Genomic DNA, 24,451 nt, shown 5'->3' with positions numbered 1-24,451 from the left:
GCGGGCGACGCTACCCTGGAACACGTGAGCGATCGGGTTCCGGAGCCGGACTCTGCGACGTCCGGCCCCACTGCGTTCGACGAGCGGTTGTCCGTCCCGGTGTGGTGGTACCTCCTGGCCGTCGGTCTCGGCGTCCTGCTGGGCGCCCAGATCCACATGGGGTACCCGGGGCTGCGGTCCTGGATCGGCTACGCCGTGATGATCCCGCTGTGCGTCGGGACGCTGTGGTGGATGGGCCGCAGCCGCACCACGGTGCGGCCCGGCGTGCTGGTGTCGAACGGCCGCGAGCTGCCGCTGGCCGTGGCCGGGGTGACCGACACCGTGGCCCGGCGGGATAAGCAGCAGGCGATGGGGCCGGACCTGGATCCGCGCGCCTACGTGCTGCACCACGCCTGGGTCGGCCCGCTGGTCAGGGTGGAGGTCACCGATCCCTCGTCGGACGAGCCGTACTGGGTGCTGAGCACCCGCCGTCCCGACGCGCTGCGCGCGGCCATCGCGGCGCAGGCGCCGCACCCGCAGGTGCCCTGACCCGTCCCGCACCACCAGGACGGGCCCGGCGGATTCCGCCGGGCCCGTCCTGGTGGTGCTGGTCGTGCGCCGTGTCAGGCCGCGCAGTCGCGGCAGAGGAACTGCCCGCCGGAGGTGCTCGCCAGCCGGCTCCGGTGGTGCACCAGGAAGCAGCTGGCACAGGTGAACTCGTCCGCCTGCTTCGGCAGGACGTTCACCGTCAGCTCCTCGCCGGACAGGTCGGCACCCGGGAGCTCGTAGCTCTCCGCGGTGTCGGTCTCCTCGACGTCGACGACCGCGGACTGCGCCTCGTTGCGGCGCTGCTTGAGCTCGTCGAGCGAGTCCTCGGCCATCTCATCGGCCTCGTTGCGACGCGGGGCATCGTAGTCGGTCGCCATGGGTCTCACCCTTGCCATTCACGTCTGTGCTGTTCAGGTCGCCGCTGAACAGCAGGTCCTTCGCATCTGTCGGTCGTCGCGTGCCGCAGGGGAACGACGCGGCGACCGGGTTTGTGCCCGGTGCGGTAGTGACGCCGGTCTCACTCCGCCTGCGGTTCGGCGGTGATCGATTCGCTTCCGTCCCGGAGGGACCGGTCCGCTACCGGCGGCGGGGAGGGTAACCCAGGGTCCGGCTGGTCGCGCAGGGAGTCCCCCCGGGTGACCCCCGGGGTGTCACGCCACGGCTCCGGCGGCCACGCGCACTAGGGTCGGTCGGCGTGACGACGAGCGCCCGCACGCCCACCCCCGGCGCCGATCCCACGGCGGTCGGACGCTGGCTCGCGACGGTCCTGGACGACGAGCGGTGGGCGGACTCCGAGCTGGCCCCGATCGGCGCGGGCCGGTCGAACCTGACCTACCGGGTGTCCTCCCCCGCCGGCGCGGTCGTGCTGCGCCGACCGCCGGTCGGGACGGTCGCGGCGACCGCCCACGACATGGGCCGGGAGCAGCGGGTGATCGCGGCGCTCGCCCCGACCGCGGTGCCGGTGCCCGCCGTGCTCGCCACCCACGACGGCGGCGACGGCGGCCCGGTCGACGCGCCCTGTTTCGTGATGGAGCTCGTCGACGGCGTCGTCCCGCTCGACGAGCTGCCCGGGGGCTGGGCGGCGACCGGGGCCGGGCGCCGGGCGGCCGGGGAGGCACTCGTCGACGTCCTGGCGGAGCTGCACGCCGTCGACCCGGCCACGGTCGGGCTCGAGGGCTTCGGCCGTCCCGACGGGTTCATGGAGCGCCAGATCCGCCGCTGGAGCACCCAGTGGGCGACAGCCCGCGACGGCGACGACCCGGTCCCGGTCTCCGCCGAGGTCGAGAGCGAACTCACCCGGCTCGCCGGGCGGCTCGGCGAGGACGTCCCGGCCGCCCAGCGGCACACGATCGTGCACGGCGACTACCGGCTCGACAACTGCGTGTTCGACGCCGGCGACCCGGGCCGGATCCTGGCCGTCCTGGACTGGGAGATGTCGACCCTCGGCGATCCGCTCGCCGATCTGGGCCTGCTGCTCGTCTACTGGCAGCAGGACGGCGACGACGCGGTCTGGTCGAGCGCGCAGCCGCTGCCCTCCCCCACCGCGCTCCCCGGCTTCCCCCGGCGCGACGAGCTGGTCCGGGCCTACGCCGCCCGCACCGGCCTCGACGTCACCCCGCTGCCCTGGTACGTCGCGTTCGGCGCGTTCAAGCTGGCCGTGGTCCTCGCCGGGATCCTCGCCCGGGTCCGGGCGGGCTCGGTCCCCGCGGACACGGCGGAGGGCCTCGACGGCTCGGTCGGCCCGCTCGTCGCGCTCGGCCACCACGTGCTCGACGGAGGCTCCTTCTGATGCGGCTGCCGCTCTCCCGTTCCGCCCGGCCCTACGAGCGCCGGAGGCGCCGGCCGATCGTGATCACCTCCGCGGTGCTAGCCGCCGCCCTGGTGGTGACCTGGACCGTCGTGCTGAGCACCGCGTCCGAGGGGCCGTCGTCGACGAACTGCTCCGCCCCCGCCTCCGGGTCGCTGCCGGGCAGCGAGATCACCCGCACCGAGCTGGACGGCGTCGGCGCGGCGGCGCCGCGCGACGCGCGCTTCCAGGTGCTCAACGCGGGCGGTCAGCGCGGGCAGGCGAACCTGGTGTCCGCCCAGCTGCGGGACCTGGAGTTCGGCGAGGCGAGCTCCCCGGGCAACGACCCGGCGTTCCCGGACGGCGACCTGGGCTGCATCGGGCAGCTGCGGTTCGGGCCCGACGGCGAGGCCGCGGCCGCCGCGCTGACGCTGGCCCTGCCGTGCGTGGAGCTGATCCGGGACGACCGGCGGGGCCCGGTGGTCGACGTCGTCGTCGGGACGGCGTTCACCGACGTCGCACCGGGCCGGGGTGCCCGGGACGCGCTGGACCAGCTGGCGTCGCCGGGCAACGAGGGCGGCGCCCGTGCCGACCCGACACTGATGGCCCAGGCCCGCGAGTCGGCCTGCGCGAGCTGAGCCGGGGTCAGACCCCGGCGGCGCCGCTGCGGCGGGCGAGACCGGCCAGCTCGCGGGCGATGCCCGGTGCGGCGGCGAGCGACACGTCGTCGCCCAGCCCGTCGCCGTCGGCGCCGAGGTCGCGCACCCCGGGCGGGACGGTGATGTGCACCAGCGCGCCCGCCTCGCGGGCGATGAGCGCTCCGGCGGCCCAGTCCCACCAGTTGCTGCCGTGCTCCACGTAGCCGTCCAGCCAGCCGGCGGCGACGGCGCACAGGTCCAGCGCGGCGGCACCGGCGCGGCGCACGTCCCGCACCTCGGGCAGCATCGCCGCGACCATCCGGGCCTGCCGGGCCCGGCGCTCCGCGCGGTAGGCGAACCCGGTCCCGACCAGCGACTGCCCGAGCTCGGTGGTCCCCGCGACGGCGAGCGGGCGGCCGTCACAGGTCGCGCCGAGGCCCCGCCCGGCCGACCACAGCCGTCCCGCCGCGGGTTCGGCGACCGCGCCCGCGACCGACTCGCCGTCGGCGACGGCGGCGATCGAGATGGCGTACCAGGGCAGGCCGTAGAGGTAGTTCACGGTGCCGTCGATGGGGTCGACGACCCAGCGGGCGGTCGCCGCGTCGCCCGCGCCCTCCTCGCCGTAGACCGGGTCGCCCGGCCGCAGCTCGGCGAGCCGGTCCCGGACGAACTTCTCCACCGACGCGTCCGACTCGGTCACGACGTCGGTCGGCGAGGACTTGGTCGACACTCCCCCGTCCCGCGGCGCGGGCAGGGTGCGCAGGTGCTCTGCGGCCTCGGCGGCGACCTGCTCGGCCACGGCGCGCAGGGTGGCGGGATCGCTGGTCTCGTGCGGCGTCACGGCTCCATCCGACCACGTTCGCGGGCCCTCGGACGCGCGGGGCGGCGTGAGGTGCGCCCCGTCCCGCGGTGCGCAGTTACAATGGAACGCAGACCCCACCTCACGGGACGCGCGGCGACCTTCGACCGACGCCGGCGACCGAGGTGGTGCCAGGACAGAATTCCGGGGCGGTCCGTGGCCTCGTCTCCCCCGACGAGTGCGCCGCGACCGGCCCGAGTAACGACTCCAGCGCACGTAGCGAGAGGGCCCAGGTGGCAGCCGCAGACTCCGCAGCACGCACCGACTCGACCATCGAGCCGACGTCGGGCACCGCACCCCGCAGCCGCCGCACCTCCGCGGCCGGCACGACCGGGGCGGCGACCGCCAAGAAGCCGGCCGCACGCACCCGCAAGCCGGGCACCGCGACGAAGGCCGCACCCGGCACCGGCCCGAAGAAGCCGGCCGCCAAGAAGGCCTCCACGAAGAAGGCCGACGGCGAGGACGCCGAGCTCGAGGACGGCGACGTCGAGATCGAGGACGGCGAGCTCGAGGAAGCCGACATCGAGGCCGACATCGCCGAGGCGGCCCAGGAGGTCGACGCCGAGGACGCGTCCGACGACGACGAGGACGACGACACCAACACCGGCAAGAACCGGGTCGCCCCGACCACCCGGTCGTCGCAGCAGAAGTCGGCCGACTTCGTCTGGGACGAGGAGGAGTCCGAGGCGCTGCGGCAGGCCCGCAAGGACGCCGAGCTCACCGCCTCCGCCGACTCGGTCCGCGCCTACCTCAAGCAGATCGGCAAGGTGGCGCTGCTCAACGCTGAGGAGGAGGTCGAGCTCGCCAAGCGGATCGAGGCCGGCCTCTACGGCGCGGAGCGCATCCGCAAGCTCTTCGAGTCGAACGACAAGCTCTCCCCGCAGATGCGGCGCGACCTGCGCTGGATCGTCCGCGACGGCGAGCGCGCGAAGAACCACCTGCTGGAGGCGAACCTCCGGCTCGTGGTGTCGCTGGCCAAGCGCTACACCGGCCGTGGGATGGCGTTCCTGGACCTGATCCAGGAGGGTAACCTGGGCCTGATCCGCGCGGTCGAGAAGTTCGACTACACCAAGGGCTACAAGTTCTCGACGTACGCGACGTGGTGGATCCGGCAGGCCATCACCCGCGCGATGGCCGACCAGGCCCGCACCATCCGTATCCCGGTGCACATGGTCGAGGTCATCAACAAGCTCGGCCGTATACAGCGTGAGCTGCTCCAGGACCTCGGGCGCGAGCCCACTCCCGAGGAGCTCGCCAAGGAGATGGACATCACCCCGGAGAAGGTGCTGGAGATCCAGCAGTACGCCCGGGAGCCCATCTCGCTGGACCAGACCATCGGTGACGAGGGCGACTCGCAGCTCGGTGACTTCATCGAGGACTCCGAGGCGGTCGTCGCGGTCGACGCGGTGTCCTTCACGCTGCTGCAGGACCAGCTCCAGTCGGTGCTGGCGACGCTGTCCGAGCGCGAGGCGGGCGTCGTCCGGCTGCGGTTCGGGCTGACCGACGGCCAGCCGCGCACCCTCGACGAGATCGGCCAGGTCTACGGCGTGACCCGCGAGCGGATCCGCCAGATCGAGTCGAAGACGATGTCGAAGCTGCGGCACCCGAGCCGTTCCCAGGTCCTGCGCGACTACCTGGACTGACACGTCCCGCCGACAGGCCCCGCCGGTGTCCGCCGGCGGGGCCTGTCGCGTTCCCGGCCCCGTCGCGGCAACGGTCGGCCGACGACGCTCACCGGTTGCGGCGACGCTCAGGCGATCGCGTGAGCGTGGCCGGGTCCGGTGAGCGTCCGGGTCGCCTGTCGGACCTCAGCTCCGCAGGAGCCGGTTCAGTGCGGGGGCCACGTCACGGTGTGTGCGGACCGTGGCCAGCCGTCCGCCCCCGAGCCGTGCGACGTCCCGCCCGAGCGCGGCGTCGTGCTCGCCGTCGGTCTCCAGCAGCACGTGCAGCTCCCCGAACCGCCGCGCGACGGTGCGCGGATCCGGCCCGGCGTTGTGCACGACGTCGCTGAGCAGCACCGCGACCCGGCGCCGCTCCCGGGCCCCGGCGAGCTCGGCGTGGGCGACGGACAGCCCGAACCCGACGTCGGTCAGCCCGCGGGCGGGGATCCGCACGAGCCGGTCGAGCAGTACCCCCGGTGTCGCGGGTTCGTCGAGCGGGGACAGCACGGCGGCGTCGGACCAGAACGCGACGAGTGCGAGCCGGTCCCCCGTCGCCCCGGCGTCGCCGGACAGCGCCGCGACCGTCGCGGCGGCGATCCGCACCTTCTCCCCGCGCATCGACCCGGAGACGTCGACGACCAGCGTGATCGCCCGCGGGGAGCCGGTCCGTTCCCGGACGACGATGTCGGTGTCCTCGGGCGCCGGGCGCTCGGTGAGCACCTCCACGGTGCGGTCGAGGTCGATGTCGTCGGACCGGTAGCGGTAGGGCTGCGGCGCGGGCGCCCCGCGTCCACGGGCCGCGCGCGGGTCCCGGGGCCGCCGCAGGGCCAGGCGCCGGGCGATCCGGCGGGCCATCGCCGTCACCTCCCGGTCGGGTGGCCGGTCCTCCAGCAGCTCGGACAGGGTCCGGGCCCGGGCGGTGCGGGACGTGGTGAGCGATCCCTGTCCGCCGGTCTCGCCGTCGCCGGGGTCGCCGCGGTCCCCGTCCACCCGCTCGACGACGACCGGTGCGCCCGGCCCGGTGCGGAACAGCTCCGGCGCGGCGGTGAGCTGCTTCGGCCTGCGGCGCAGCGGCGCGAGGGCCCGCGACCGCTCGTCAGCCGCGGGCAGGGTCACGGCACCGTCGACGTCCAGGACGTGGGGACCCGGCGCCGCACGCCGGGGCCGGAGAAAAAATGGTCCTCCCAGATCCGGGTGATCACCTCCTCCGGGGTGGTGTCGACGGCGTCGTCCACCGCGATCCGCGCGGACAGCGCCAGCAGGGCGGCGTCCAGCACGAGCCGGGAACGGTCCCCGTCATGGCTCCCGAGCCGCTGCAGCTCGACCGCGATCGCGGTCAGGTCGATCGCGCCGCGCACGCTCGACCCGCGGCGCAGGTCCGGGTGCGAGCGGGTCGCCCGGGTGAGGGCGACGGCGTCGGTGACGAGCCCGTCGTCGGTGACCCCGGTGCGGGCGCGCACGATCTCGGTCTCCTCGGCGGCGTCCTGGTAGCCGACGACGAGACGGCACCAGCGGTCGTAGACCGAGTCGGAGATCCGGGCGGTGCCGACGTCGTCGAACGGGTTCATCGAGGCCAGCACCCGGAAGGTCGGCAGCGCGGTGACCGTCCCCACCCGGGGCACCGTCAGCTCCCGCTCGGCCATGGCCGCGAGGAGCACGTTCAGGGTGTCCTCGGGGGCCCGGTTGAGCTCCTCGATGTACAGGAACCCGCCGTCCTGCATGGCGCCCACGAGCGGCCCCGGCACGAAGTTGTCGACCGAGTAGTCCTCGCGGAGCACCCGCGCCGGGTTGTGGTGCCCGACCAGCCGGGCCGGGGTGAGCTCGGCGTTGCCCTCCACGAGGACGAACGGGACGCCCCAGTGCGCGGTGATCGCGCGCAGCATCGTCGACTTCGACACGCCGGGCGGGCCCTCCAGCATCACGTCCCGGCCGGCGGACACCGCCGCGAGCACGAGATCGAGCTCACGGCGGCGTCCGACCACGGCGCGGGCGATCGCGTCCCGCGCACTCACTTCTGCAGGAACCCCGCGTCGACCGGCAGCATCGTCCCGGTGACGTAGCGGCCCTCGTCCGAGGCGAGGTAGACGACCGCGTTCGAGATGTCGACCGGCTCGACCATCTCCACCGGCAGCATGTTCTGCAGGTTCTCGCCGAACGAGGGGTCCCCGGAGATGATCCCGCCGATGTAGTCGTTGGTGACCATCGGCGTGTTCACGCCGGTCGGATGGATGGTGTTGACCCGGATCGAGTGCGGCGCCAGCTCGGTCGCCAGGTTGCGCATGAGCCCCACGACGCCGTGCTTGGCGGCGACGTAGTGACCGGTGCGGCTCATGCCCTTCACCCCCGCCGTCGAGCTGGTGAGCACGATCGCCCCGCCGTTGCCCGCGGCGATCATCGCCGGGACCGCGGCGCGGACCGTCTTCCACACCCCGGTGAGGTTGACCCCGATCATCTCGTCCCACTCGTCGTCGGTGAGCGACCACGTGTTGTCGGCGAACCCGGCGATGCCGGCGTTGCCGCACACGACGTCGAGCCGGCCGAACTCCGCCACCCCGGCGTCGACGACGGCCTGCGCCGCGGCGGTGTCCCGCACGTCGGCCTCCCGGGCGACGATCCGCCGGTCCAGCTCCTCGACCAGCTTCACGGTCTCGTCGAGGTCCTCGCGGCGCGACAGCGGGTAGTGCACGGTGTCGAGCGGGTGGCAGACGTCGAAGGCGATGACGTCGGCGCCCTCCTCCGCCAGCCGCACCGCGTGCGACCGGCCCTGTCCGCGCGCGGCCCCCGAGACCAGCGCGACCTTTCCCTCCAGGCGTCCGGGCATCGTCGTTCCCCTCTCAGGCAGCGTTGTTCGCGTTCATGCCCGCCGCGACCGCGACGGACTCACCGGTGACGTAGCGCGCCTCCTCGGAGGCCAGGAACAGCATCGTGTTCGAGATGTCGACCGGCTCGACCCACGGGATCGGGACGTGGTTCAGCGACTGGAACGCCGGGGCCGCGGCGTCCCGGATGGGGTTCGCCGTGCCGGGCAGGAACAGCTCGTACGCGGCCGAGTTCTGGATCATGTCGGTGTCCACGCCGGTCGGGCAGACCGCGTTGACCGTGACGCCGTTGCCCGCGACCTCGATCGCGGTCGACTTGACCAGCCCGATCACGCCCCACTTGGCCGCGACGTAGTGGGCGATGTTGGCCTGGCCCATCTTCCCGGCCATCGACGACGTCGCGACGATCCGCCCGTACCCCTGATCGATCATGGTGGGCAGCACGGCCCGGAACGCGTGGAAGACACCCGTGAGGTTGACCGCGATCATCTCCTGCCACATGTCCTCGGACATCTCGGCGACCGTGCCGAAGGAGAAGATCCCCGCGTTGGCCAGCAGCACGTCGATCCGGCCGAGCTCGGCGCGGGTCCGGTCGGCGACGTCCTGGACCTGGTCGCGGTCCCGGACGTCGGCCCGCACGGCGACGCACCGGCGGTCGAGCTCCTCGACGAGCTTCACCGTCTCGTCGAGGTCCGCCTGGCGCGACGTCGGGTACGGGACCGTGCCGAGCTGTTCGGAGATGTCGCAGAACGCGATGTCCGCGCCCTCCCGGGCGAAGGCCAGGGCGTGCGAGCGCCCCTGCCCCCGGGCTCCCCCGGTGATCAGAACGACCTTGCCGTCGAACCGTCCCATCGCTCCTCCTCGAGCGTCGGTGGATGTCGGTGTCCGTTCAGCGGGCGAGCGCTCCCCCGTCGACCGCCAGGCAGTGCCCGGTGACGCGCCGTGCGTCGTCGCCGAGCAGCCACATCAGTGCGCCGGTGATCTCGCCGATGCTCAGCACCTCGGCGAGCAGCTGGTCGTGCAGCCAGCGCTTGTGCACCTCGTCGGGTGCGAGGCCGAGCTCGTCGGCGAGACCGGCCAGCATCGGCGAGTCGACGGCGCCCGGCAGGATCGCGTTGACCGTGACGCCTGCCGGGGCGAGCTCGACCGCCATCGCCCTGGTCAGCCCGACGACGCCGTGCTTGGCCGCCACGTAGTGCGCGAACTCCGGCACCGCGCGCACCCCTCCGGTGGAGGCGATGTTGACGATCCGGCCCCGTGGCGAGCGGGACGTGCGCGGCCGCGGCCCGCGCGACCCGCCACGTCCCGGTGAGGCCGATGTCGACGACGGCGTCCCACTCGGCGTCGGTGATCTCCCAGAACGGTGCGCTGGTGACGACGGCCGCGTTGTTGACGACGATGTCCAGCCGCCCGAACTCCGCGACGAGGGTCTCCACCGCCGCGCCGACCCGGGCGCTGTCGCGCACGTCGGCGATCAGGGGTACGGCCCGGCCATCCGCGGCGGTGACCGCCGCGACGACCTCCCGGAGCTCGTCCTCGGTGGCGAGCGGGTAGGCCGGGACGTCCAGGTCACGGCAGACGTCCAGCACGCCGACCGCGGCACCGGCGGCGGCCAGCGCCAGGCAGTGCCCGCGCCCCTGCCCCCGCGCACCGCCGGTCACCAGCGCGACCTGACCGGTCAGATCGGGTGCCATCGCCGCCACCCCCGAAACATGCGGAACCGTCCGGATCCGTACGGATCCGCGAGCCGTCCCCGTCGACAGACCCGGTATGTGAGGTGTAGCACCGGTGGGGGAATCCGGACGAATCGTTCCCGGACGGTTCCGGTGGGATGGGGGCTCGCATGCAGTCGGACCGCTGGTTCTCGGTGAGTGAGGCCTGCCGGATCCTCGGGATCAGCCGCACGACGTTGCTCGCCGCCGAGAGCGCGGCCGTCATCACGCCGTCGCGCACGCCCGGCGGGCACCGCCGCTACTCGGCCGGGCAGCTGGAGCGCTACCTGGGGGCCGGTGTCCCGTTGCGACCGGACCCGGGTCCCCGCCCGGCCGGGCGGGCCGCCACCGCCGTGGACGCGACCTTCACCGCCGTCGTCCGGGACGCGGTGCGCCCGCTGGCCCGCTCGCTCGACGCGGAGTGCGCGGGGTTCTACCTCCACGACGACGGCCGGTGGCAGCTCGCGGGCACCGCAGGCGTTCCCCGCTGGCTCGCCGAGCGCCTGGCCTCCTCGGCACCGCCCGCGCCCGTGACGGAGGCCCTGCAGTCCGGTGGGCCCCGGCTGTTCGACCCCCGGGTGACCGGGTTCCCCGACGCCCGGTCACCCGGGCACGGTGTCGCCGTCCGGGTCCGCGCCCCCGACCGCGTGCACGGTGCCCTGTTCCTCGTGACGCGCCCCGGCCGCGCCCCGCTGCCCGGCGAGCTGCAGGTCGTCGGGGCGGTCGCCGACCTGCTCGGTGTGCTCGTCGAGCAGCTGGTGCAGAACGCGGACCTGCGTGGACGGCTGCGTGACATCGCTGCGCTCTGCCCGGACCGAAAACCGGCGGAAACCGTCGGGGGTCCCGGCTAGCGTCGATCTCCGGACCGGCGCCGGAGATCCCGTACCGCGGTCCGTCTCCGGGGGTGTCGAGGGTGCGCGCGCTGTCGTGGCGACGGCTGGGTGGGGCGGCGTCGGCCGTCGCGGTGACGGCGGCGGTGGTCGCCGCCGTCGCGGAGGCGGTCGCCGCGACCGTGGTCGGCGAGGTCGCGGCCGGACCGACGTCCGCCCTGGTCGGTGTGCTCGCGGTCCTCCTGCTCGGTTCCGCCGTCCTGGACACCGCGGGCCGGGTGCTGTTCTCCACGGTCGTCAGCCGGGCCGAGGGCCGGCTGCGGGCCGACCTGCTCGACGCCGCGCTCGGCCAGCCGCTCCCGCGCCTCGAGGACCAGGCGGTCGGTGAGCTGCTCGACCGCGTCGACGACGACTCCCGCCAGCTCGCCCAGCTGTTCCGCCGGATCGGGTGGGAGACCGGGCGCGCGCTGCTCCGCTCGGTCCTCGCCTGGATCGTCGCCGGTCTGGTGTTCTGGCCGGCCTGGATCGCGTTCCCGCTGGTGGCGGGCCTGATCGTGCTCGTGGCGCGGCCGTTGACGGGGGTGATCGCGCGGGCCAAGGTCGCCGAGGAGGTCGCCTGGTCGGACCACTCCGCCCAGCTCGAGGAGGCGATCGCCGGGCAGGACGACGTACGTACCTCGCTGGGCCAGCCGCACGTGATCGCCGGTTCCGCGGCCCGGGCGGCCGAGGTGCTGCGCCGGGTGCAGGTCGTCAGCCTCGCCGCGACGACCGTCGGGCTGCGCACCGGGTTCGTCGCGCACGCCCTGCTCGGGGTGGTCGCGGTCGGCGGGGTCTGGCTCGTGGCGGGCGACCCCGGGGGCGTCGCGGCGCTGGTGTCGCTGTGGATCCTGGTGACCGCGTTCGTGTCGCAGGTGGACGCGATCGTCGACCGCATGCCGGACATCCAGGCCGGGGTCGGCGCGCTCACCCGGGTCGCGTCGCTGCTGCGGGCCGAGCAGGAGCCCGCGGGCGGGCGCCCGGTGCCGTCCGGCCCGGCCGGCGTCCGGCTGCGCGGGCTCACCGCGGGCTACGACGGCGGGTTCCGGCTGGGCGGGATCGATCTCGACGTCCCGGCCGGCACGACGTGCGCGCTGCTCGGCCGGACCGGGTCCGGCAAGTCGACGGTGGCGAAGGTGCTGTCGCGGGCGGTCGAGCCGGACCGGGGGCAGGTGTTCGTCGGCGGGCAGGACGTCCGCGACACCGGTCTCGACGACCTGCGGCGTGCGGTCGGCGTCGTCACCCAGCGCACCGAGATCCTGGCGGCGTCGCTGGCGGAGAACGTCGCGCTGCACGATCCCGCGGTGCCGCGCTCCGCGATCGAGCGGGCGGTGTCCGCGCTGGGGCTCGACGAGTGGGTCGCCGCCCTGCCCGACGGGCTGGACACCCGCCTCGGCAGCGGCGGGGTGACGCTGTCGGCGGGTGAGGAGCAGCTGGTGGCGTTCGCCCGGCTGCTGGTCCGCGACGTCGCGGTGGTCGTGCTCGACGAGGCGACCGCCCGGATGGACCCGCGCACCGAGATGCGGGTGACCCGGGCGTCACGGGCGTTGCTGGCGGACCGGACCGGGATCGTCGTCGCGCACCGGCTGTCGACGATCCGGCGGGCCGACGCCGTCGCCGTCCTGGAGGACGGTCGGCTCCTGCAGCACGGTGCCCGGGAGCGGCTGGCCGTCGAGCCGGGCCGCTACGCCGACCTGCTCGCCGCGGACCGTGACGACGACGGCGGAACCGGTGGCGAGGTGCTCGGGCACGTCGCCCACGGAGGCGGTCACACCGCGACGGCGACCGCGACGCGGCCCGGGGCGACGGCGACGCTGGAGACCCCCCTCCTCCACCGCAGCGCCCGCCGCACGGTCACGGCGGAGCAGGGCCCGCGCCCGCCCGCGCTGTGGCGGACCGTGCTGCGGCTGGCGTTCGCGCACAAACGGTGGGGCCTGACCGGCGGCCTGATGTTCACCCTGGCGACGCTCGCCGGCGCGACCGGCGTCGTGACGGGCTGGCTGTGGGGACTGGTCGCGGAGTCCTTGCAGTCGGGGGCGGCCCCCTGGGGTCCGGCACTGGGCCTCACCGGCGTCCTGCTGCTGTTCCCGCTGTGGATCGCGATCGCGTTCCGGACCTACCCGCGCTGGTGGTCGGCGGTGACCCTGCGGCTGCGGCTGGCGGTGCTCCGCGGGCAGACCATGCAGCACCACTCCGGGCGGGCGCCCGCCGGTGAGGTCGTCGCCCGTGCCCTGGACTCGGACCGGATGGTGCTCTACGTCGACCGCTGGGTGGACGTCACCAACGCCGTCCTCGTGGTGGTCGTGGCCGGGCTGGTGTCCGGCGACGTCCGGGCCGCCCTCGTCATCGGCGGCTTCCTCGCGCTCTGTGCGGCGGTCGCGGCGCTCGGGGCCCCGTTCGCGGGGCGGGCCGGGCGGGTCGCGGCCGACGCCCGGGCACGGTTCGGCACGGCGCTGGGGTCGGCGCTGGAGTCGGTGCGGACGGTGAAGCTCGCCGCCGCGACCGGTGCGGTGCGGGCGCACCTGGGCCGGGTGGACGCGCATCGGGTCCGGGCCACCGTGCGCGAGTACCGGGTCCGCACGCTCCTCGAGGGCGTGCCCGGCCTGCTGATGCAGGCCGCGGTCGTCCTGACCTGGTCGGTGTACCTGACCGGCGGCTGGACCCTCGCGACGGCGCTGCTGCTGTCGACGGCGCTCGGCGGTGCCGGGTTCCTCGGCCAGGTGTGCGCGGCCGCGGTCACCGAGGCGCCGATCGCCCGGCGCTGGCTGCGCGCGGTCGCCCCGTTCGCCGGGCCCGCGGACCTCACCCGGCTGCCCGACGGTGTCGACCTGGTGTCGGGCGCCGCGCCGGAACCGGAGCCCGCACCGCGGGAGCCGCTGCGCCGGTTGAGCCTGGAGAAGGTCACGGCCGTCCACCACGACGGCACCGTCGGCGTCGAGGGGGTGGACCTCGACATCGACGCCGGTGCGCTGGTGCTGCTGACCGGTGAGGTCGGGTCGGGCAAGTCCAGCCTGCTGGCAGGCCTCGCCGGCCTGGTCGCGCACGAGGGCGTGATCCGGTGGAACGGGCGCGCGGTGTCCGATCCGCAGCGGTTCCTGCGTCCCGGGCAGGTCGCCTACGTCGGCCAGGTCCCCCGGGTGCTGTCCGGGACGTTCGGCGAGAACGTGGCGCTCGGCCACCGGCGGCCGGTCGCCGCCGCCGTCGACGACGCCCGGCTCGGGCGCGACGTCGAGGCGGCGGGCGGGCCGGACGCCGTCGTCGGGCACCGGGGAATCCGGCTCTCCGGCGGGCAGGTGCAGCGGCTCGCGATGGCGCGGGCGCTGGCCACCGGCGCGGAGCTGATCGTCGCCGACGACGTGTCGTCGGCGCTCGACGTCCGCACCGAGATCGAGCTGTGGGCGGCGCTGCGACGCCGGGGCGGGACGGTCGTGGGGGCCAGCACGAAACGGGCCGCGCTGGCCCGGGCCGACCGGGTCGTCGTGCTGGAGCGGGGCCGGGTCGCCGACGAGGGCCCCTGGTCGGAGCTGGCGGCGCGCTGGTCGCACCTGGCGGGCTGAGCCGCGGCCGCCGGGCCCGGTCAGCCCGGTGGGAGCGGGTGCGCCGCGAGGAACCGCTGCACCTCCGCTGTGGCCCGCTCCTCCAGGAAGAACGCGTGCCGGGCACCGTCGAACGCGACGAACGCGGCGCCGGGGATGCGCCCGGCGAGGCGACGGCCGTTCTCCTGCGGGGTGAACTCGTCGCCGGCGCCGTGCAGGACGAGCGTCGGTGCGGTGACGCCGGGCAGGACGTCCCAGGCGTCGTGCTGCGCGCTGGCGCGCCGGTGACCGGCGCGGGCCCGCCGGCTCATGCGGAGGTCGCCGAGCACCGGCAGCGGGCCGGTCCAGTCCGGACCGGCCATCAGCCGGCGCAGCTCCCGCGCGCCGGTCGCCGGGTCGGCGAGCCGCTCGAGCACGGCCGGGTCGGCGGGGACGGCGCCCGCGCCGCCGCCGGTGGTGCAGCCGAGCACGAGCGCGCCGACGCGTCCCGGGTGGTCGGCGGCGAGCCACTGTGCGAGCCGCCCGCCCATCGACGTGCCGTAGACGTGCGCCCGACCGATCCCGGCCGCGTCGAGGACAGCGACGACGTCACCGGCGAACCGGCGGGTGCTCCATCCGTCGTCCCCGGCGTCGTCGCTGGTCCCGGTGCCGGCATGGTCCAGGACGACGGTGCGGTACCCGCCGAACGACGACCGGACCGTGTCCCACCAGGCGCGGCTGTTCGCCTGCCCGGCCAGCAGCACCAGCGGTTCGCCGGGCCCGGAGCCGTCCGGCTCGCGGACGTCGAACCCGATGCGGGTGCCGTCCGGCGCGACCGCCCGCTCCCCCGGGCCCACGCTCTGGATCATGGGGACCACGGTAGTCCGGCGATGTGCCCGGCACGGGTCGCGGCCCGCTCACCGCGCCGGGGGCGGTCGGGACGGGCGGCACCGGCACGGCACCGCCCGGCCCGGTCCGGTCCGGTCGAGGCCGTCGTCGGCCGATCGGTCGTCGGTGCCACCTTCAGCGCCGCGATCAGTGCCGCCTTCAGTGCCCTCTCCGAAATCGCTTCCTCGCGCAGCGATCCCAGCGCAGGGACCGGCGGGGCACGACGGCCACCGTTCCCCCGGACGCCCCGAGGCGCTCGGTCCTCAGCCGCAGTGGTTCTCGTGCCCCACGTGGGCCGCGTGCTCGACCTGCAGGGTCGAGTGGTCCAGCCCGAACCGCTCCCGCAGGACGTGCGTCGCGGTGTCGAGCACCGACGCGTCCCCGCAGTGCACGGAGTGCTCCTCGGCGACGACGAGGTGCGCCGACATCGCCGGGGTCCGGTCGTTGATCGCCCACAGGTGCAGGTCGTGCACCTCGGTGACCCCGGGCAGTGCGAGCAGTGCGTCGCGGACCTCGTCGGCGTCGACGCCCTTCGGGGCACCCTCCAGCAGCACGTGCGCCGCCTCGCGCAGCAGCGAAACCGCGCGCGGCAGGATCAGCGCGACGATGAACAGCGACGCGACGGTGTCGGCCCAGGGCCAGCCGGTCGTCATCAGCACCACGGCCGCGGCGAGCACGCCGACGGAGCCGAGCGCGTCGCCGAGGACGTGCAGCATGGCGCCGCGCATGTTCATGTTGCCGCGGTCCCCGCCGGACAGCACGGCCAGCGAGACCAGGTTGCCGACCAGGCCGAGCGCACCGATGACCAGCAGCGGGACGCCGGGGATCTCGACCGGCTCGAACAGCCGCTGCACGCCCTCGACCGCCACCCAGACGACGACGGCCACCAGCGTCAGCGCGTTCAGCGCCGCGACCAGCACTTCCGCCCGGCCCATCCCGTAGGTCCGCCGGGCGGTCGCCGGCCGGGCCGCGAGGATCGTGGCGATGAGCGCGGCGACGAGCGCGCCGGCGTCGGTCAGCAGGTGCCCGAGGTCCGCGAGCAGTGCCAGCGAGCCGGTGAGCACCGCCCCGGCCGCGCCCAGCACCGCCGTCACCAGGGTGACGCCGAGCGCGACCGCCAGCCGCCGCCGGTCGGTCCCCGCACCGGCGTGCCCGTGGCCGCCGTGCGGCTGCCCGCCGTGACCGTGTCCGTGACCCATGCACGACACCCTATACATGCACGTATTCGCATGTCTAAACGGATGAGGCTCCGGCTGATCGGCACCTGACCGGTGGGACGGGTGGACTACGCCGCGGCGTCGATCTCCAGCTCGCCGTCCCGCACCCCGACCCGGACGGTCGTCCCGGGGCCGATCCGGCCGTCCAGCAGCATCGACGACAGCGGGTTGTCGAGCTCCCGCCGGATCGTCCGGCGCAACGGACGGGCCCCGAACTCCGGCTGGTGGCCGCGCTCGGCGAGCAGCCGGACGGCGTCGCCGGAGATCTCGAAACCGATCTCGCGGGCGGCGAGCCGCTCCCGGGTGTCGTCGAGCAGCAGCCCGGTGATCTCGGTGAGCTGCTCGGTGTCGAGCCTGCGGAACACGATGGTCTCGTCGATCCGGTTGAGGAACTCCGGCCGGAACACCTCGCGCAGCCGCGGGGTGAGCCGCTCGCGGAGCACCGCGTCCTCGCGCTCGGAGGCCGTCGACTCCTGCGAGGCCGCCGAGCCGAACCCGAGGGTCATGCCGTGCCCGGTGATCAGCTCGGACCCGACGTTCGACGTCATGATGATCACGGTGTGCCGGAAGTCGACAGTGCGTCCCTGACCGTCGGTGAGCCTGCCGTCGTCGAGCACCTGCAGCAGGGTGTTGAACACGTCGGGGTGCGCCTTCTCGACCTCGTCGTGCAGCAGCACCGAGTACGGCCGGCGGCGGACGGCCTCGGTGAGCTCGCCGGACTCGCCGTAGCCGACGTAGCCGGGCGGGGCGCCGACCATCCGCGCGACGGTGTGCTTCTCGCCGTACTCGCTCATGTCGAGGCGGACCATCCGGTCCTCCTCGCCGAACAGCGCGACGGCGAGCGCCCGTGCCAGCTCGGTCTTCCCGACGCCGGTCGGGCCTAGGAACAGGAAGCTGCCGACCGGCCGGTCGGTGTCCCCGAGACCGGAGCGCGAGCGCCGGATCGCCTCGGCGACCGCGCTGACGGCCGCGTCCTGCCCGACGACGCGACGGTGCAGCTCGTCCTCCAGCCGCAGCAGCCGGTCCCGCTCGGCCTCCGTGAGCTGGGTGGCCGGGATGCCGGTCGCCCGCGAGACGACCTCGGCGATCTCGTCGACGCCGACCACCGGCGCCTTGCCCTGCGGGTCCGCCGGGTCGGCGGAGAGTTTGTCCCGGGTGACGGTGATCTCGTCGCGCAGCTGCGAGGCCCGCTCGTAGTCCTCGTGCGCGACGGCCTGGTCCTTGTCCCGGGTCAGCTGGTCGATCTGCTGCTCGATCTCGCGGTGGTCCACGGTCGGCGTCCGGGTACGCAGCCGCACCCGGGCGCCGGCCTGGTCGAGCAGGTCGATCGCCTTGTCGGGCAGGAAACGCTCGGTGACGTAGCGGTCGGACATCTCGACCGCGGCGCGCAGCGCCTCGGGCGTGTAGCGCACCTGGTGGTGGGCCTCGTAGCGGTCCGCCAGCCCGCGCAGGATCGCGACGGAGTCCTCGATCGACGGCTCCGGCACGAGCACCGGCTGGAACCGGCGGGCGAGGGCCGAGTCGGACTCGATGTAGCGGCGGTACTCGTCGAGCGTCGTCGCGCCGATGACGTGCAGCTCGCCGCGGGACAGGGCGGGCTTGAGCAGGTTGCCGGCGTCCATCGCGCCGCCGCCCTCGCCGCCGCCGGTACCGGCGCCGACCATGGTGTGCAGCTCGTCGATGAACACGACGAGGTCGTTCGAGTGCTCGCGGATCTCCTCGATCAGAGTCCGCATCCGCTCCTCGAAGTCGCCGCGGTACTTCGTGCCCGCGACCACACCGGCCAGGTCCAGCTGCACGACCCGGCGGCCGCGCAGGGTGTCGGGGACCTCGCCGTCCGCGATGCGTTGTGCGATGCCCTCGACGACGGCGGTCTTGCCGACACCCGCCTCGCCGATCAGGACGGGGTTGTTCTTGGTCCGCCGGGACAGGACCTCGATCGTCTGCTCGATCTCCTCCTCGCGGCCGATCACCGGGTCCAGCCGCCCGCCGCGCGCGGCCACGGTGAGGTCCTGGCCGTACTGGTCGACGGTCGGGGTCGACGTCGGCTCCTGCTCCGCGGCCGTCGCGCCGCCCGGCGGCCCCGCCTGCGGGGCCGGGGTGCCGCCACCGGTGGTCATCGAGCCGGGACTGAACCGGGACCGGGCGAGCAGCCGTCCCGCCGCGGACTCCTCGTTCGCGGCGAGGGCCAGCAGCAGGTGCTCGGGTCCGATGTAGGTGGACCCCAGCGACCGCGAGACCTGGTGGGCGTCGAGCAGCGCGCGCTTCGCCGACGGGGTCGGCGACGGCGACCGGCTCGGGTCGACCTCGGCCCCGGGGCGCGGGAGCCGCTCCTCCAGCGTGCGGGCGATGGCGTCGGGATCGCCGCCTGCCCGGGTGATCCACCGCCGGGTCGTCTCGCTGCGCGCGCACGCGAGGAGGATGTGCGTGGCGTCCAGATCGGTGTCCCCGCGCTGCACGGACTCCTGCGCGGCGCGGGCCATGATCTCCCGCGCGCCCGCGCTCATCAGGCGGGTCAGGTCGATCCGGTGGACGGGCCCACGCGGGTCGCCCGGGCCGAAGAAGCCGGTCATGGGTCACCTCTCGTCGGGGACGGACGCCGAGGTGGTTTCCCCGCGCCCGCCGCGCCGAAACGGGGAGGGCCCCGAGGTTCAGCCGGCTGCGACGGCCAGCACGTCGTCGGCGACGTCGCGACAGGCCGCCCAGCCGTGCTCGACACCCCGGTCGGCCGGATAGCTCAGCAGCACCGGGAGCGCCCGGTCCTCCCAGGCCAGCACGCAGTTGACGTTCCAGGTCCCGGCGCCGTGCAGCGTCCAGCCGTTCTTCTCGGCGACGGGGCCCGGCAGGGTCGCACCGATCCCGGAACCTCCGTCCGGGGTGATCGAGGCCAGGTCGGCGAGCAGCTCGCCGCCACCCGGCCACTCGGGTGCCCGGTCGCGCACGCACGCCAGGATCCGGGCCGCGTCGACGGCGGTGAGCTGGGTGAACGACCACCACCCCCGGCGCGACGTCGACACCTCGACCCCGCACTCGCCGTCCAGGCGGGCGGTGCTCGCGTCCCGGCCCAGCCGCCGGTAGAGCCGCTCGGCCGCGTCGTCGTCGCTGGCACGGACGGCCGCCGTGATGTCGGCGCGCTCGGCCGCCGTGACCGGCCGGCCGGCCTCCGCCGCGGCGCGCAGGGTGTCCGCGGCAAGCCATGCCTTGATCGTCGACTCGGCCTCGGTGCGGCGTTCGGCGGCGTCCGCGGAACCGGTCCACTCCCCCGTCGCGGTGTCGAGCAGCGCCCAGGACAGTGCCAGGCCGTCCTCGTCCGCGCGGGACACCGCGACCGAGCCGGGCGGGCGGGTGACGACGTCGACGGCCTCCACACCGCTCAGCGCCCCGGCGAGCCCGGCCGGGGCCACCGGCCCGGCGACCCGTGGCGCCTCGGCTGCCGCACCGACCGTGACCGGCCCGGGCGACGGAGGTCCACCGGCCACGAGGACGGGCGTCGTGACCGCGACGACCACGGCCAGGACGCCGGCACAGGTCCGTAGGCGACCTCGGGGCACGGCTCCCCCGTTCCCGACCGGCAGGCGGCGGGGACGCCGCGCGGGACACCGATACCACCCGATCGTGACGCGGCCCGGGGGTTCCGGACAGCGGGCACGGAACGTTCACACAGGATTATCAGGAACGATCACCGACAGCGTCCGCCACCGGACACCGCGTGACGATCCGGACACCGTCCCGGGCCCGTCCGGCGTGCGGGGGCCGGTCGGCATACCGTCACGCAACAGTCGAGCGAACGGGGGATGTCGGGTGGGATGGACGCGCACGATGCCGGTGGAACGGATCCTGGCGCGCACCGGGGACGGGTCCGGCAGCGATCTGCGACGCACGCTGAAGGCCCGCGACCTGGTCGGGTTCGGCGTCGGGATCATCATCGGCACGGGGATCTTCACCCTGGCCGGGGTGGAGGCCAGGCAGCACGCCGGACCGGCGGTCACGCTGTCGTTCCTCGTCGGCGCCGTCGTCGCCGGCCTGGCCGCGATCTGCTACGCCGAGCTCGCCTCGTCGGTCCCGACCGCAGGATCGGCCTACACCTACGCGTTCGCGACCCTCGGTGAGGTCTTCGCGTGGATCATCGGCTGGGACCTGCTGCTGGAGTTCGGGCTGGGCCTCGCCGTCGTCTCACGCAGCTGGTCGGGCTACCTCGCCGAGCTGTTCGGGCTGCCGACCGCCTGGTTCGGCGAGGACGCGACGGTCAACGTCGGCGCCGTCGCGATCATCGCGGTCCTGACCGCGGTCGCCGTGTCCGGCATCCGGGAGTCGTCCCGGCTGACGAACCTGCTCGTGCTGGTGAAGCTCGCGGTGTGCGTGCTGATCCTGGGCATCGGCGCGTTCTACGTGGACCCGGACAACCTCACGCCGTTCGTCCCGCCGGCCCAGCCGCCCGAGGGCGGGGGCACCGTGTTCACCCAGCCGATCATCTCCGGGGTGTTCGGCCTGGAGCCGACGGTCTTCGGTGTCGGCGGGATGCTCACCGCCGCCGCGGTCGTGTTCTTCGCCTACACCGGGTTCGAGGCACTCGCCAACCTCGGCGAGGAGGCGAAGCGGCCGGACCGCGACCTGAAGATCGGCCTGCTCGGCGCGCTCGCCGTCTGCGCGGTGCTCTACGTCGGCGTCTCGCTGGTGCTGACCGGGATGGTCCCCTACACCGAGATCGACACCGGTGCTCCTCTCGCCGCGGCCTTCTCGTCGGTCGGGCTGCCGTGGATCGGCGCCCTGATCGCGATCGGCGCCGTCACCGGCCTGACGTCGGTGATGATGGTCGAGCTGGTCACGATCGGCCGGATCGGGTTCGCGATGGGCCGGGACGGCCTGCTCCCGGAGTCGATCGGGACGGCGCACCCGCGCTGGGGCACCCCGCACCGGATGACGATCATCGGCGGCGCCGTCTGCGCCGTGATCGCGGCCTTCACCCCGATCACCGCGCTGGCCGACATGGTCTCGATCGGCGCCCTCTCGGCGATGATCATCGTGGCGATCGCGGTCCCGGTCCTGCGGCGCAGGCGTCCGGACCTGGACCGCCCGTTCCGGGTCCCGTTCTCGCCGGTGGTCCCGGCGATCACCGCGGTCGCGTGCCTCTACCTGATGCTGAACCTCAACCTCGACACCTGGATCCGGTTCGTCGGCTGGCTGGTCCTCGGGCTGGTCGTCTACGCGTTCTACGGCCGGAAGCACTCGTTCCTGGCCCGGGGCCGCCGGGAGGCCGAGGAGGACACCCCGGCCTGATGCCCGGGCCTCAGCCGTTCAGGAGCTCCGACGGGGCCTGGGACCGGCCGATCTCGCCCCGCCCGACGGCGCGCCGCACCCGTCGCGCGGTGGTGAGCCGGCGCCGGACCTCGCGGACCGGTTCGATCTGGGTGATGTCGTGCAGGCGGCGGTGCAGCCGGCCCTGGTCCCCGCGGCGGTCCAGCAGCGACCAGGCGAAGTCGATCGGGTCGGTGCCGTCGAGCCGCTGCGGGACGGTCTCGAACCACTCCATGCTGCGCCGGGCCATCCGCTGGATCGGCGCCATCGTCGCCCGGCGACGGGCGTCGTACCCGGCGAGCGCGGCCTCGACGTCGTCGGTGCCGGGCAGCCCGCCGGGGTACAGCTCCTCGGCCAGCGCGATCGCGTCCGCGACGGCGAGGACGGTGCCCGAGCCGATCGCGAAGTGCGTGGTGTGCGCGGCGTCGCCGAGGAGCACGACCCCGCCGTCCCGCCAGGACATGTTGCGGACCTCGCGGAAGGTCAGCCACGGCGAGGCGCCCATGCCGGGCGGTGCGATCAGCGAGTGGCCGTCCAGCGAGCGCTCGAAGATCCGCTCCAGGAACCGCATCGCCTCCTGCGGGTCCATCGCGTCGAGGCCGAGCCCGGTCCAGGTCTCCGGCGTGCACTCGACAATGCAGGTGCTGACGCAGTCCGCGGCCGGGTACGCGTGGAACCAGATCCAGCCGGCCGCGGTGCGCTCGAAGGCGAACGTGAAGGGCCGGAACGCCTTGGTGGTGCCGAACCACACGTAGCGGTTCGCGCCGTGCGCGACCCGGGTGCCGAACGCGTCCGTGCGGCGCTGGCGGATCGCCGAGCCCACCCCGTCCGCGGCGACGACGACGTCCGCGTCCGCGGTGAGCGGGTCGGCCGCCGTGTCACCGTCGGCGGCGGCCGCCGTCTCGAAGTGCAGCCGGACCCCGACCTGGCGGGCCCGCTCGGCGAGCACCTCCAGCAGCCGGGAGCGGCCGATCGAGTAGCCGTAGCGCCCGCCGAGGTGCACCGTCCGGCCGGCGATCTCGACGACCTGCGAGTCCCAGACGTGCGCGGCGGCCCGCACCCGGTCGGCGCCGACCGGATCGGTCCGGTAGAGCTCGTCGAGAATGTCCTCACCGAGGGTCACGGCGAAGCCGGACGCCGTGCCCGGTGCGTTGCGTTCGACGAGGACGACCTCGTCGCGACCACCGGACCACAGGCGAGCCAGGATCGACAGGTAGAGCCCGGCGGGCCCACCACCGACACATACGATCTTCACGCAAGACCCCAATCGGCATCCGTCCGGCGACCGTCCGGACGCACGTTACGAGACCGTGATCGGGGGACGGTGGGCGGGGCACCGCCCCCTGATGGTCACTGTCCGTGACTCTCGCCGGACGGCCGGCTGCTCCCCTCACGGAGCGCGGCACGGCGGACCCGGCGGGCGGTCGTCAGACCGCGGCGCACCTGGCGCAGCGGCCCGATCTGGGTGGCCTTGTGCAGCTGGTAGTGCAGCCGGCCCATGTCACCGCGCCGGTCGGTCAGCGACCAGGCGAACTCGACGGGGTCACCGACCTGCTCCAGCTGCCGGCCCGCCTGCTCGAACCACTGCATGTTGCGGCGGGCGGCGTCCTGCACCGGGCGGACGACGGCACGGCGGCGCGCGTCGTAGGCGGCCAGTGCGGCGCCGCGGCCGTCGGGCCGGTCCAGCTCGACGACGTCCCGCGGGCTGCCCGGGGCCCCGTAGAGGGAGTCGGCCAGCGCCAGCGAGTCCTGCATCGCCAGCACGGTGCCCGAGCCGATGCCGAAGTGCGTGGTGTGCGCGGCGTCGCCGACCAGGACGAGATCCCCGTCGCGCCAGGTGCGGTTGCGGACCTCGCGGAACCGCAGCCAGGGCTTCTCGGCGAGCCCGCCCGGCGGCTCGACCAGCCGGTGCCCGCCCAGCGTCCGCGGGAACAGCGACGTGATCATGCGGACGCCCTCGTCCGCCGCCATGGTGTCCAGCCCCAGGCCGGTCCAGGTGTCCGGCTCGCACTCGACGATGCAGGTGCTCAGCCCGTTGGACGACGGGTAGAGGTGGATCCAGATCCACCCGGCGTCGGTCCGCTGGAAGTCCCAGACGAAGGTGTCCGAGTCGCTGTCCGCGCCGAGCCAGATGTAGCGGTTCGTGCCCTCGTCGATCGTCGTGCCGAAGTGCTCGGCCCGCCGGGTCCGCAGCCTGCTGGAGATCCCGTCCGCGGCGACGACGATGTCGGCGTCGACGTCCTCCCGGCCGGCCGGCGCCGCATAGCGCACGTCGACCCCGAGCTGCTCGGCCCGGCGCGCCAGCACGTCGAGCAGCTCCACCCGGGCGATCGAGTAGCCGTACTTGCCGCCGACGTGCACCGGCCGGGCGTCACCGACGCGGATCTCCTGGGCGTTCCACAACCGCGCGGCGCGGCGCAGGGCCTGCCCGCCGTCGGGATCGTTCCGGAACGCGTCGTCGAGCAGGTCCTCGCCGAAGGTCACGGCGAAGCCGTGTGTCTCGCCGGGCCGGTTCCGCTCGTGGACGACGACCTCGTCGCGGCCACCGGACCGCAACTTGGCGAGAATCGCGAAGTAGAGGCCCGCGGGGCCCCCTCCTACGCACGCGATACGCACGCGAACCCCCTCCGGTTCACCGCTTCACTCCAACGGAGGGACCGTAGCGCA

The 24,451-nt window shown here is 74.5% G+C and carries 20 protein-coding genes and 1 pseudogene; 8 read left to right on the top strand and 13 right to left on the bottom strand.

Annotation, left to right across the window (positions count from 1 at the left end):
- Positions 1-24 precede the first annotated feature (24 nt).
- The gene (locus tag Ae150APs1_RS28530; protein ID WP_075301438.1) at positions 25-528 is read left to right on the top strand and encodes a DUF3093 domain-containing protein; all 504 of its coding nucleotides are present in this window, start codon (positions 25-27) and stop codon (positions 526-528) included.
- A 74-nt stretch (positions 529-602) separates the two neighbouring features.
- On the opposite strand, the gene Ae150APs1_RS28525 is transcribed toward Ae150APs1_RS28530, so the two are convergent.
- Positions 603-905, bottom strand: a complete 303-nt coding sequence (locus tag Ae150APs1_RS28525) for a DUF4193 domain-containing protein (protein WP_010223990.1) — start codon at positions 903-905, stop codon at positions 603-605.
- A 317-nt stretch (positions 906-1,222) separates the two neighbouring features.
- Here Ae150APs1_RS28525 and Ae150APs1_RS28520 point away from each other — a divergent pair, with 317 nt between their 5' ends.
- Positions 1,223-2,317 carry a phosphotransferase family protein gene (locus Ae150APs1_RS28520; RefSeq protein WP_075301436.1) on the top strand — a complete coding sequence of 365 codons (1,095 nt, stop codon included), beginning with the start codon at positions 1,223-1,225 and terminating at the stop codon, positions 2,315-2,317.
- Complete coding sequence (cei, locus tag Ae150APs1_RS28515; RefSeq protein WP_010223994.1) at positions 2,317-2,952, top strand: envelope integrity protein Cei; 636 nt, start codon at positions 2,317-2,319, stop codon at positions 2,950-2,952. Before Ae150APs1_RS28520 ends, cei begins: the two co-directional genes overlap by 1 nt.
- Positions 2,953-2,959: 7 nt before the next feature.
- On the opposite strand, the gene Ae150APs1_RS28510 is transcribed toward cei, so the two are convergent.
- Positions 2,960-3,793 carry an inositol monophosphatase family protein gene (locus Ae150APs1_RS28510; RefSeq protein WP_075301434.1) on the bottom strand — a complete coding sequence of 278 codons (834 nt, stop codon included), beginning with the start codon at positions 3,791-3,793 and terminating at the stop codon, positions 2,960-2,962.
- 233 nt (positions 3,794-4,026) lie between these two features.
- On the opposite strand from Ae150APs1_RS28510, the pseudogene Ae150APs1_RS28505 reads away from it, so the two are divergent.
- A pseudogene (locus Ae150APs1_RS28505) lies at positions 4,027-5,454 on the top strand (RNA polymerase sigma factor); the annotation flags it as partial.
- 165 nt (positions 5,455-5,619) lie between these two features.
- Here the strand turns inward: Ae150APs1_RS28505 and Ae150APs1_RS28500 are convergent.
- From Ae150APs1_RS28500 to Ae150APs1_RS34455, 5 genes are read right to left on the bottom strand one after another with little or no spacing between them, the layout of a single operon-like run.
- Positions 5,620-6,588: a vWA domain-containing protein gene (locus Ae150APs1_RS28500; RefSeq protein ID WP_249266507.1), complete on the bottom strand. Its 969-nt coding sequence runs from the start codon at positions 6,586-6,588 to the stop codon at positions 5,620-5,622.
- Positions 6,585-7,484, bottom strand: coding sequence for a MoxR family ATPase (locus tag Ae150APs1_RS28495; protein WP_075301432.1), 900 nt, complete (start codon positions 7,482-7,484; stop codon positions 6,585-6,587). The genes Ae150APs1_RS28500 and Ae150APs1_RS28495 overlap by 4 nt, the downstream gene beginning before the upstream one ends.
- Positions 7,481-8,293, bottom strand: coding sequence for a mycofactocin-coupled SDR family oxidoreductase (locus Ae150APs1_RS28490; RefSeq protein WP_075301430.1), 813 nt, complete (start codon positions 8,291-8,293; stop codon positions 7,481-7,483). Before Ae150APs1_RS28490 ends, Ae150APs1_RS28495 begins: the two co-directional genes overlap by 4 nt.
- 13 nt (positions 8,294-8,306) lie before the next feature.
- Positions 8,307-9,143, bottom strand: a complete 837-nt coding sequence (locus Ae150APs1_RS28485; RefSeq protein WP_075301428.1) for a mycofactocin-coupled SDR family oxidoreductase — start codon at positions 9,141-9,143, stop codon at positions 8,307-8,309.
- Positions 9,144-9,180: 37 nt separating this feature from the next.
- Entirely contained in the window at positions 9,181-9,504 is a 324-nt protein-coding gene (locus Ae150APs1_RS34455) for an SDR family oxidoreductase (RefSeq protein WP_254849411.1), read from the bottom strand.
- 44 nt (positions 9,505-9,548) lie between these two features.
- Between Ae150APs1_RS34455 and Ae150APs1_RS34450 the strand changes: the two genes are divergently transcribed.
- From Ae150APs1_RS34450 to Ae150APs1_RS28470, 3 genes are all read left to right on the top strand, one after another.
- Positions 9,549-9,845, top strand: a complete 297-nt coding sequence (locus Ae150APs1_RS34450; RefSeq protein WP_254849410.1) for a hypothetical protein — start codon at positions 9,549-9,551, stop codon at positions 9,843-9,845.
- A 289-nt stretch (positions 9,846-10,134) separates the two neighbouring features.
- On the top strand, positions 10,135-10,854 hold the full coding sequence (locus tag Ae150APs1_RS28475; protein ID WP_060572398.1) for a helix-turn-helix domain-containing protein: 720 nt from the start codon (positions 10,135-10,137) through the stop codon (positions 10,852-10,854).
- 62 nt (positions 10,855-10,916) lie between these two features.
- Positions 10,917-14,426: an ABC transporter ATP-binding protein gene (locus tag Ae150APs1_RS28470; protein ID WP_202968820.1), complete on the top strand. Its 3,510-nt coding sequence runs from the start codon at positions 10,917-10,919 to the stop codon at positions 14,424-14,426.
- Between the two features lie 20 nt (positions 14,427-14,446).
- Here the strand turns inward: Ae150APs1_RS28470 and Ae150APs1_RS28465 are convergent, their stop codons facing one another.
- The 4 genes from Ae150APs1_RS28465 to Ae150APs1_RS28450 all read right to left on the bottom strand — a co-directional run bounded on the left by Ae150APs1_RS28465 (position 14,447) and on the right by Ae150APs1_RS28450 (position 20,040).
- Entirely contained in the window at positions 14,447-15,253 is an 807-nt protein-coding gene (locus Ae150APs1_RS28465) for an alpha/beta fold hydrolase (RefSeq protein ID WP_075301426.1), read from the bottom strand.
- Positions 15,254-15,535: 282 nt separating this feature from the next.
- Positions 15,536-16,471 (bottom strand): cation diffusion facilitator family transporter, encoded by a 936-nt coding sequence (locus tag Ae150APs1_RS28460; protein ID WP_010240302.1) that lies wholly within the window; start codon positions 16,469-16,471, stop codon positions 15,536-15,538.
- An 86-nt stretch (positions 16,472-16,557) separates the two neighbouring features.
- The gene (locus Ae150APs1_RS28455; RefSeq protein ID WP_075301424.1) at positions 16,558-19,062 is read right to left on the bottom strand and encodes an ATP-dependent Clp protease ATP-binding subunit; all 2,505 of its coding nucleotides are present in this window, start codon (positions 19,060-19,062) and stop codon (positions 16,558-16,560) included.
- A gap of 78 nt (positions 19,063-19,140) precedes the next feature.
- Positions 19,141-20,040 carry a hypothetical protein gene (locus tag Ae150APs1_RS28450; RefSeq protein WP_139317171.1) on the bottom strand — a complete coding sequence of 300 codons (900 nt, stop codon included), beginning with the start codon at positions 20,038-20,040 and terminating at the stop codon, positions 19,141-19,143.
- A gap of 250 nt (positions 20,041-20,290) precedes the next feature.
- Between Ae150APs1_RS28450 and Ae150APs1_RS28445 the strand changes: the two genes are divergently transcribed.
- Positions 20,291-21,766 carry an amino acid permease gene (locus Ae150APs1_RS28445; protein WP_249266506.1) on the top strand — a complete coding sequence of 492 codons (1,476 nt, stop codon included), beginning with the start codon at positions 20,291-20,293 and terminating at the stop codon, positions 21,764-21,766.
- A 10-nt stretch (positions 21,767-21,776) separates the two neighbouring features.
- Here the strand turns inward: Ae150APs1_RS28445 and Ae150APs1_RS28440 are convergent, their stop codons facing one another.
- Positions 21,777-23,039 carry an FAD-dependent monooxygenase gene (locus Ae150APs1_RS28440; RefSeq protein WP_060572408.1) on the bottom strand — a complete coding sequence of 421 codons (1,263 nt, stop codon included), beginning with the start codon at positions 23,037-23,039 and terminating at the stop codon, positions 21,777-21,779.
- Positions 23,040-23,134: 95 nt separating this feature from the next.
- A complete protein-coding gene (locus Ae150APs1_RS28435; RefSeq protein WP_029239896.1) occupies positions 23,135-24,400 on the bottom strand; it encodes an FAD-dependent monooxygenase in 1,266 nt (421 codons plus the stop codon).
- Between the last annotated feature and the right edge of the window lie 51 nt (positions 24,401-24,451).

Source organism: Pseudonocardia sp. Ae150A_Ps1, from assembly GCF_001932315.1.
Lineage (GTDB): Bacteria > Actinomycetota > Actinomycetes > Mycobacteriales > Pseudonocardiaceae > Pseudonocardia.
The sequence above is the reverse complement of the archived record's forward strand: the minus strand, read 5'-3'. Positions and strand labels throughout refer to the sequence as shown.

What these genes read in the sequence shown, in the direction of transcription:
- Ae150APs1_RS28455 (WP_075301424.1), bottom strand. Translation starts at nt 19,062, where the DNA reads ATGACCGGCTTCTTCGGCCCGGGCGACCCGCGTGGGCCCGTCCACCGG.
- Ae150APs1_RS28475 (WP_060572398.1), top strand. Translation starts at nt 10,135, where the DNA reads ATGCAGTCGGACCGCTGGTTCTCGGTGAGTGAGGCCTGCCGGATCCTC.
- Ae150APs1_RS28490 (WP_075301430.1), bottom strand. Translation starts at nt 8,293, where the DNA reads ATGCCCGGACGCCTGGAGGGAAAGGTCGCGCTGGTCTCGGGGGCCGCG.
- Ae150APs1_RS28460 (WP_010240302.1), bottom strand. Translation starts at nt 16,471, where the DNA reads ATGGGTCACGGACACGGTCACGGCGGGCAGCCGCACGGCGGCCACGGG.
- Ae150APs1_RS28525 (WP_010223990.1), bottom strand. Translation starts at nt 905, where the DNA reads ATGGCGACCGACTACGATGCCCCGCGTCGCAACGAGGCCGATGAGATG.
- Ae150APs1_RS28465 (WP_075301426.1), bottom strand. Translation starts at nt 15,253, where the DNA reads ATGATCCAGAGCGTGGGCCCGGGGGAGCGGGCGGTCGCGCCGGACGGC.
- Ae150APs1_RS28485 (WP_075301428.1), bottom strand. Translation starts at nt 9,143, where the DNA reads ATGGGACGGTTCGACGGCAAGGTCGTTCTGATCACCGGGGGAGCCCGG.
- cei (WP_010223994.1), top strand. Translation starts at nt 2,317, where the DNA reads ATGCGGCTGCCGCTCTCCCGTTCCGCCCGGCCCTACGAGCGCCGGAGG.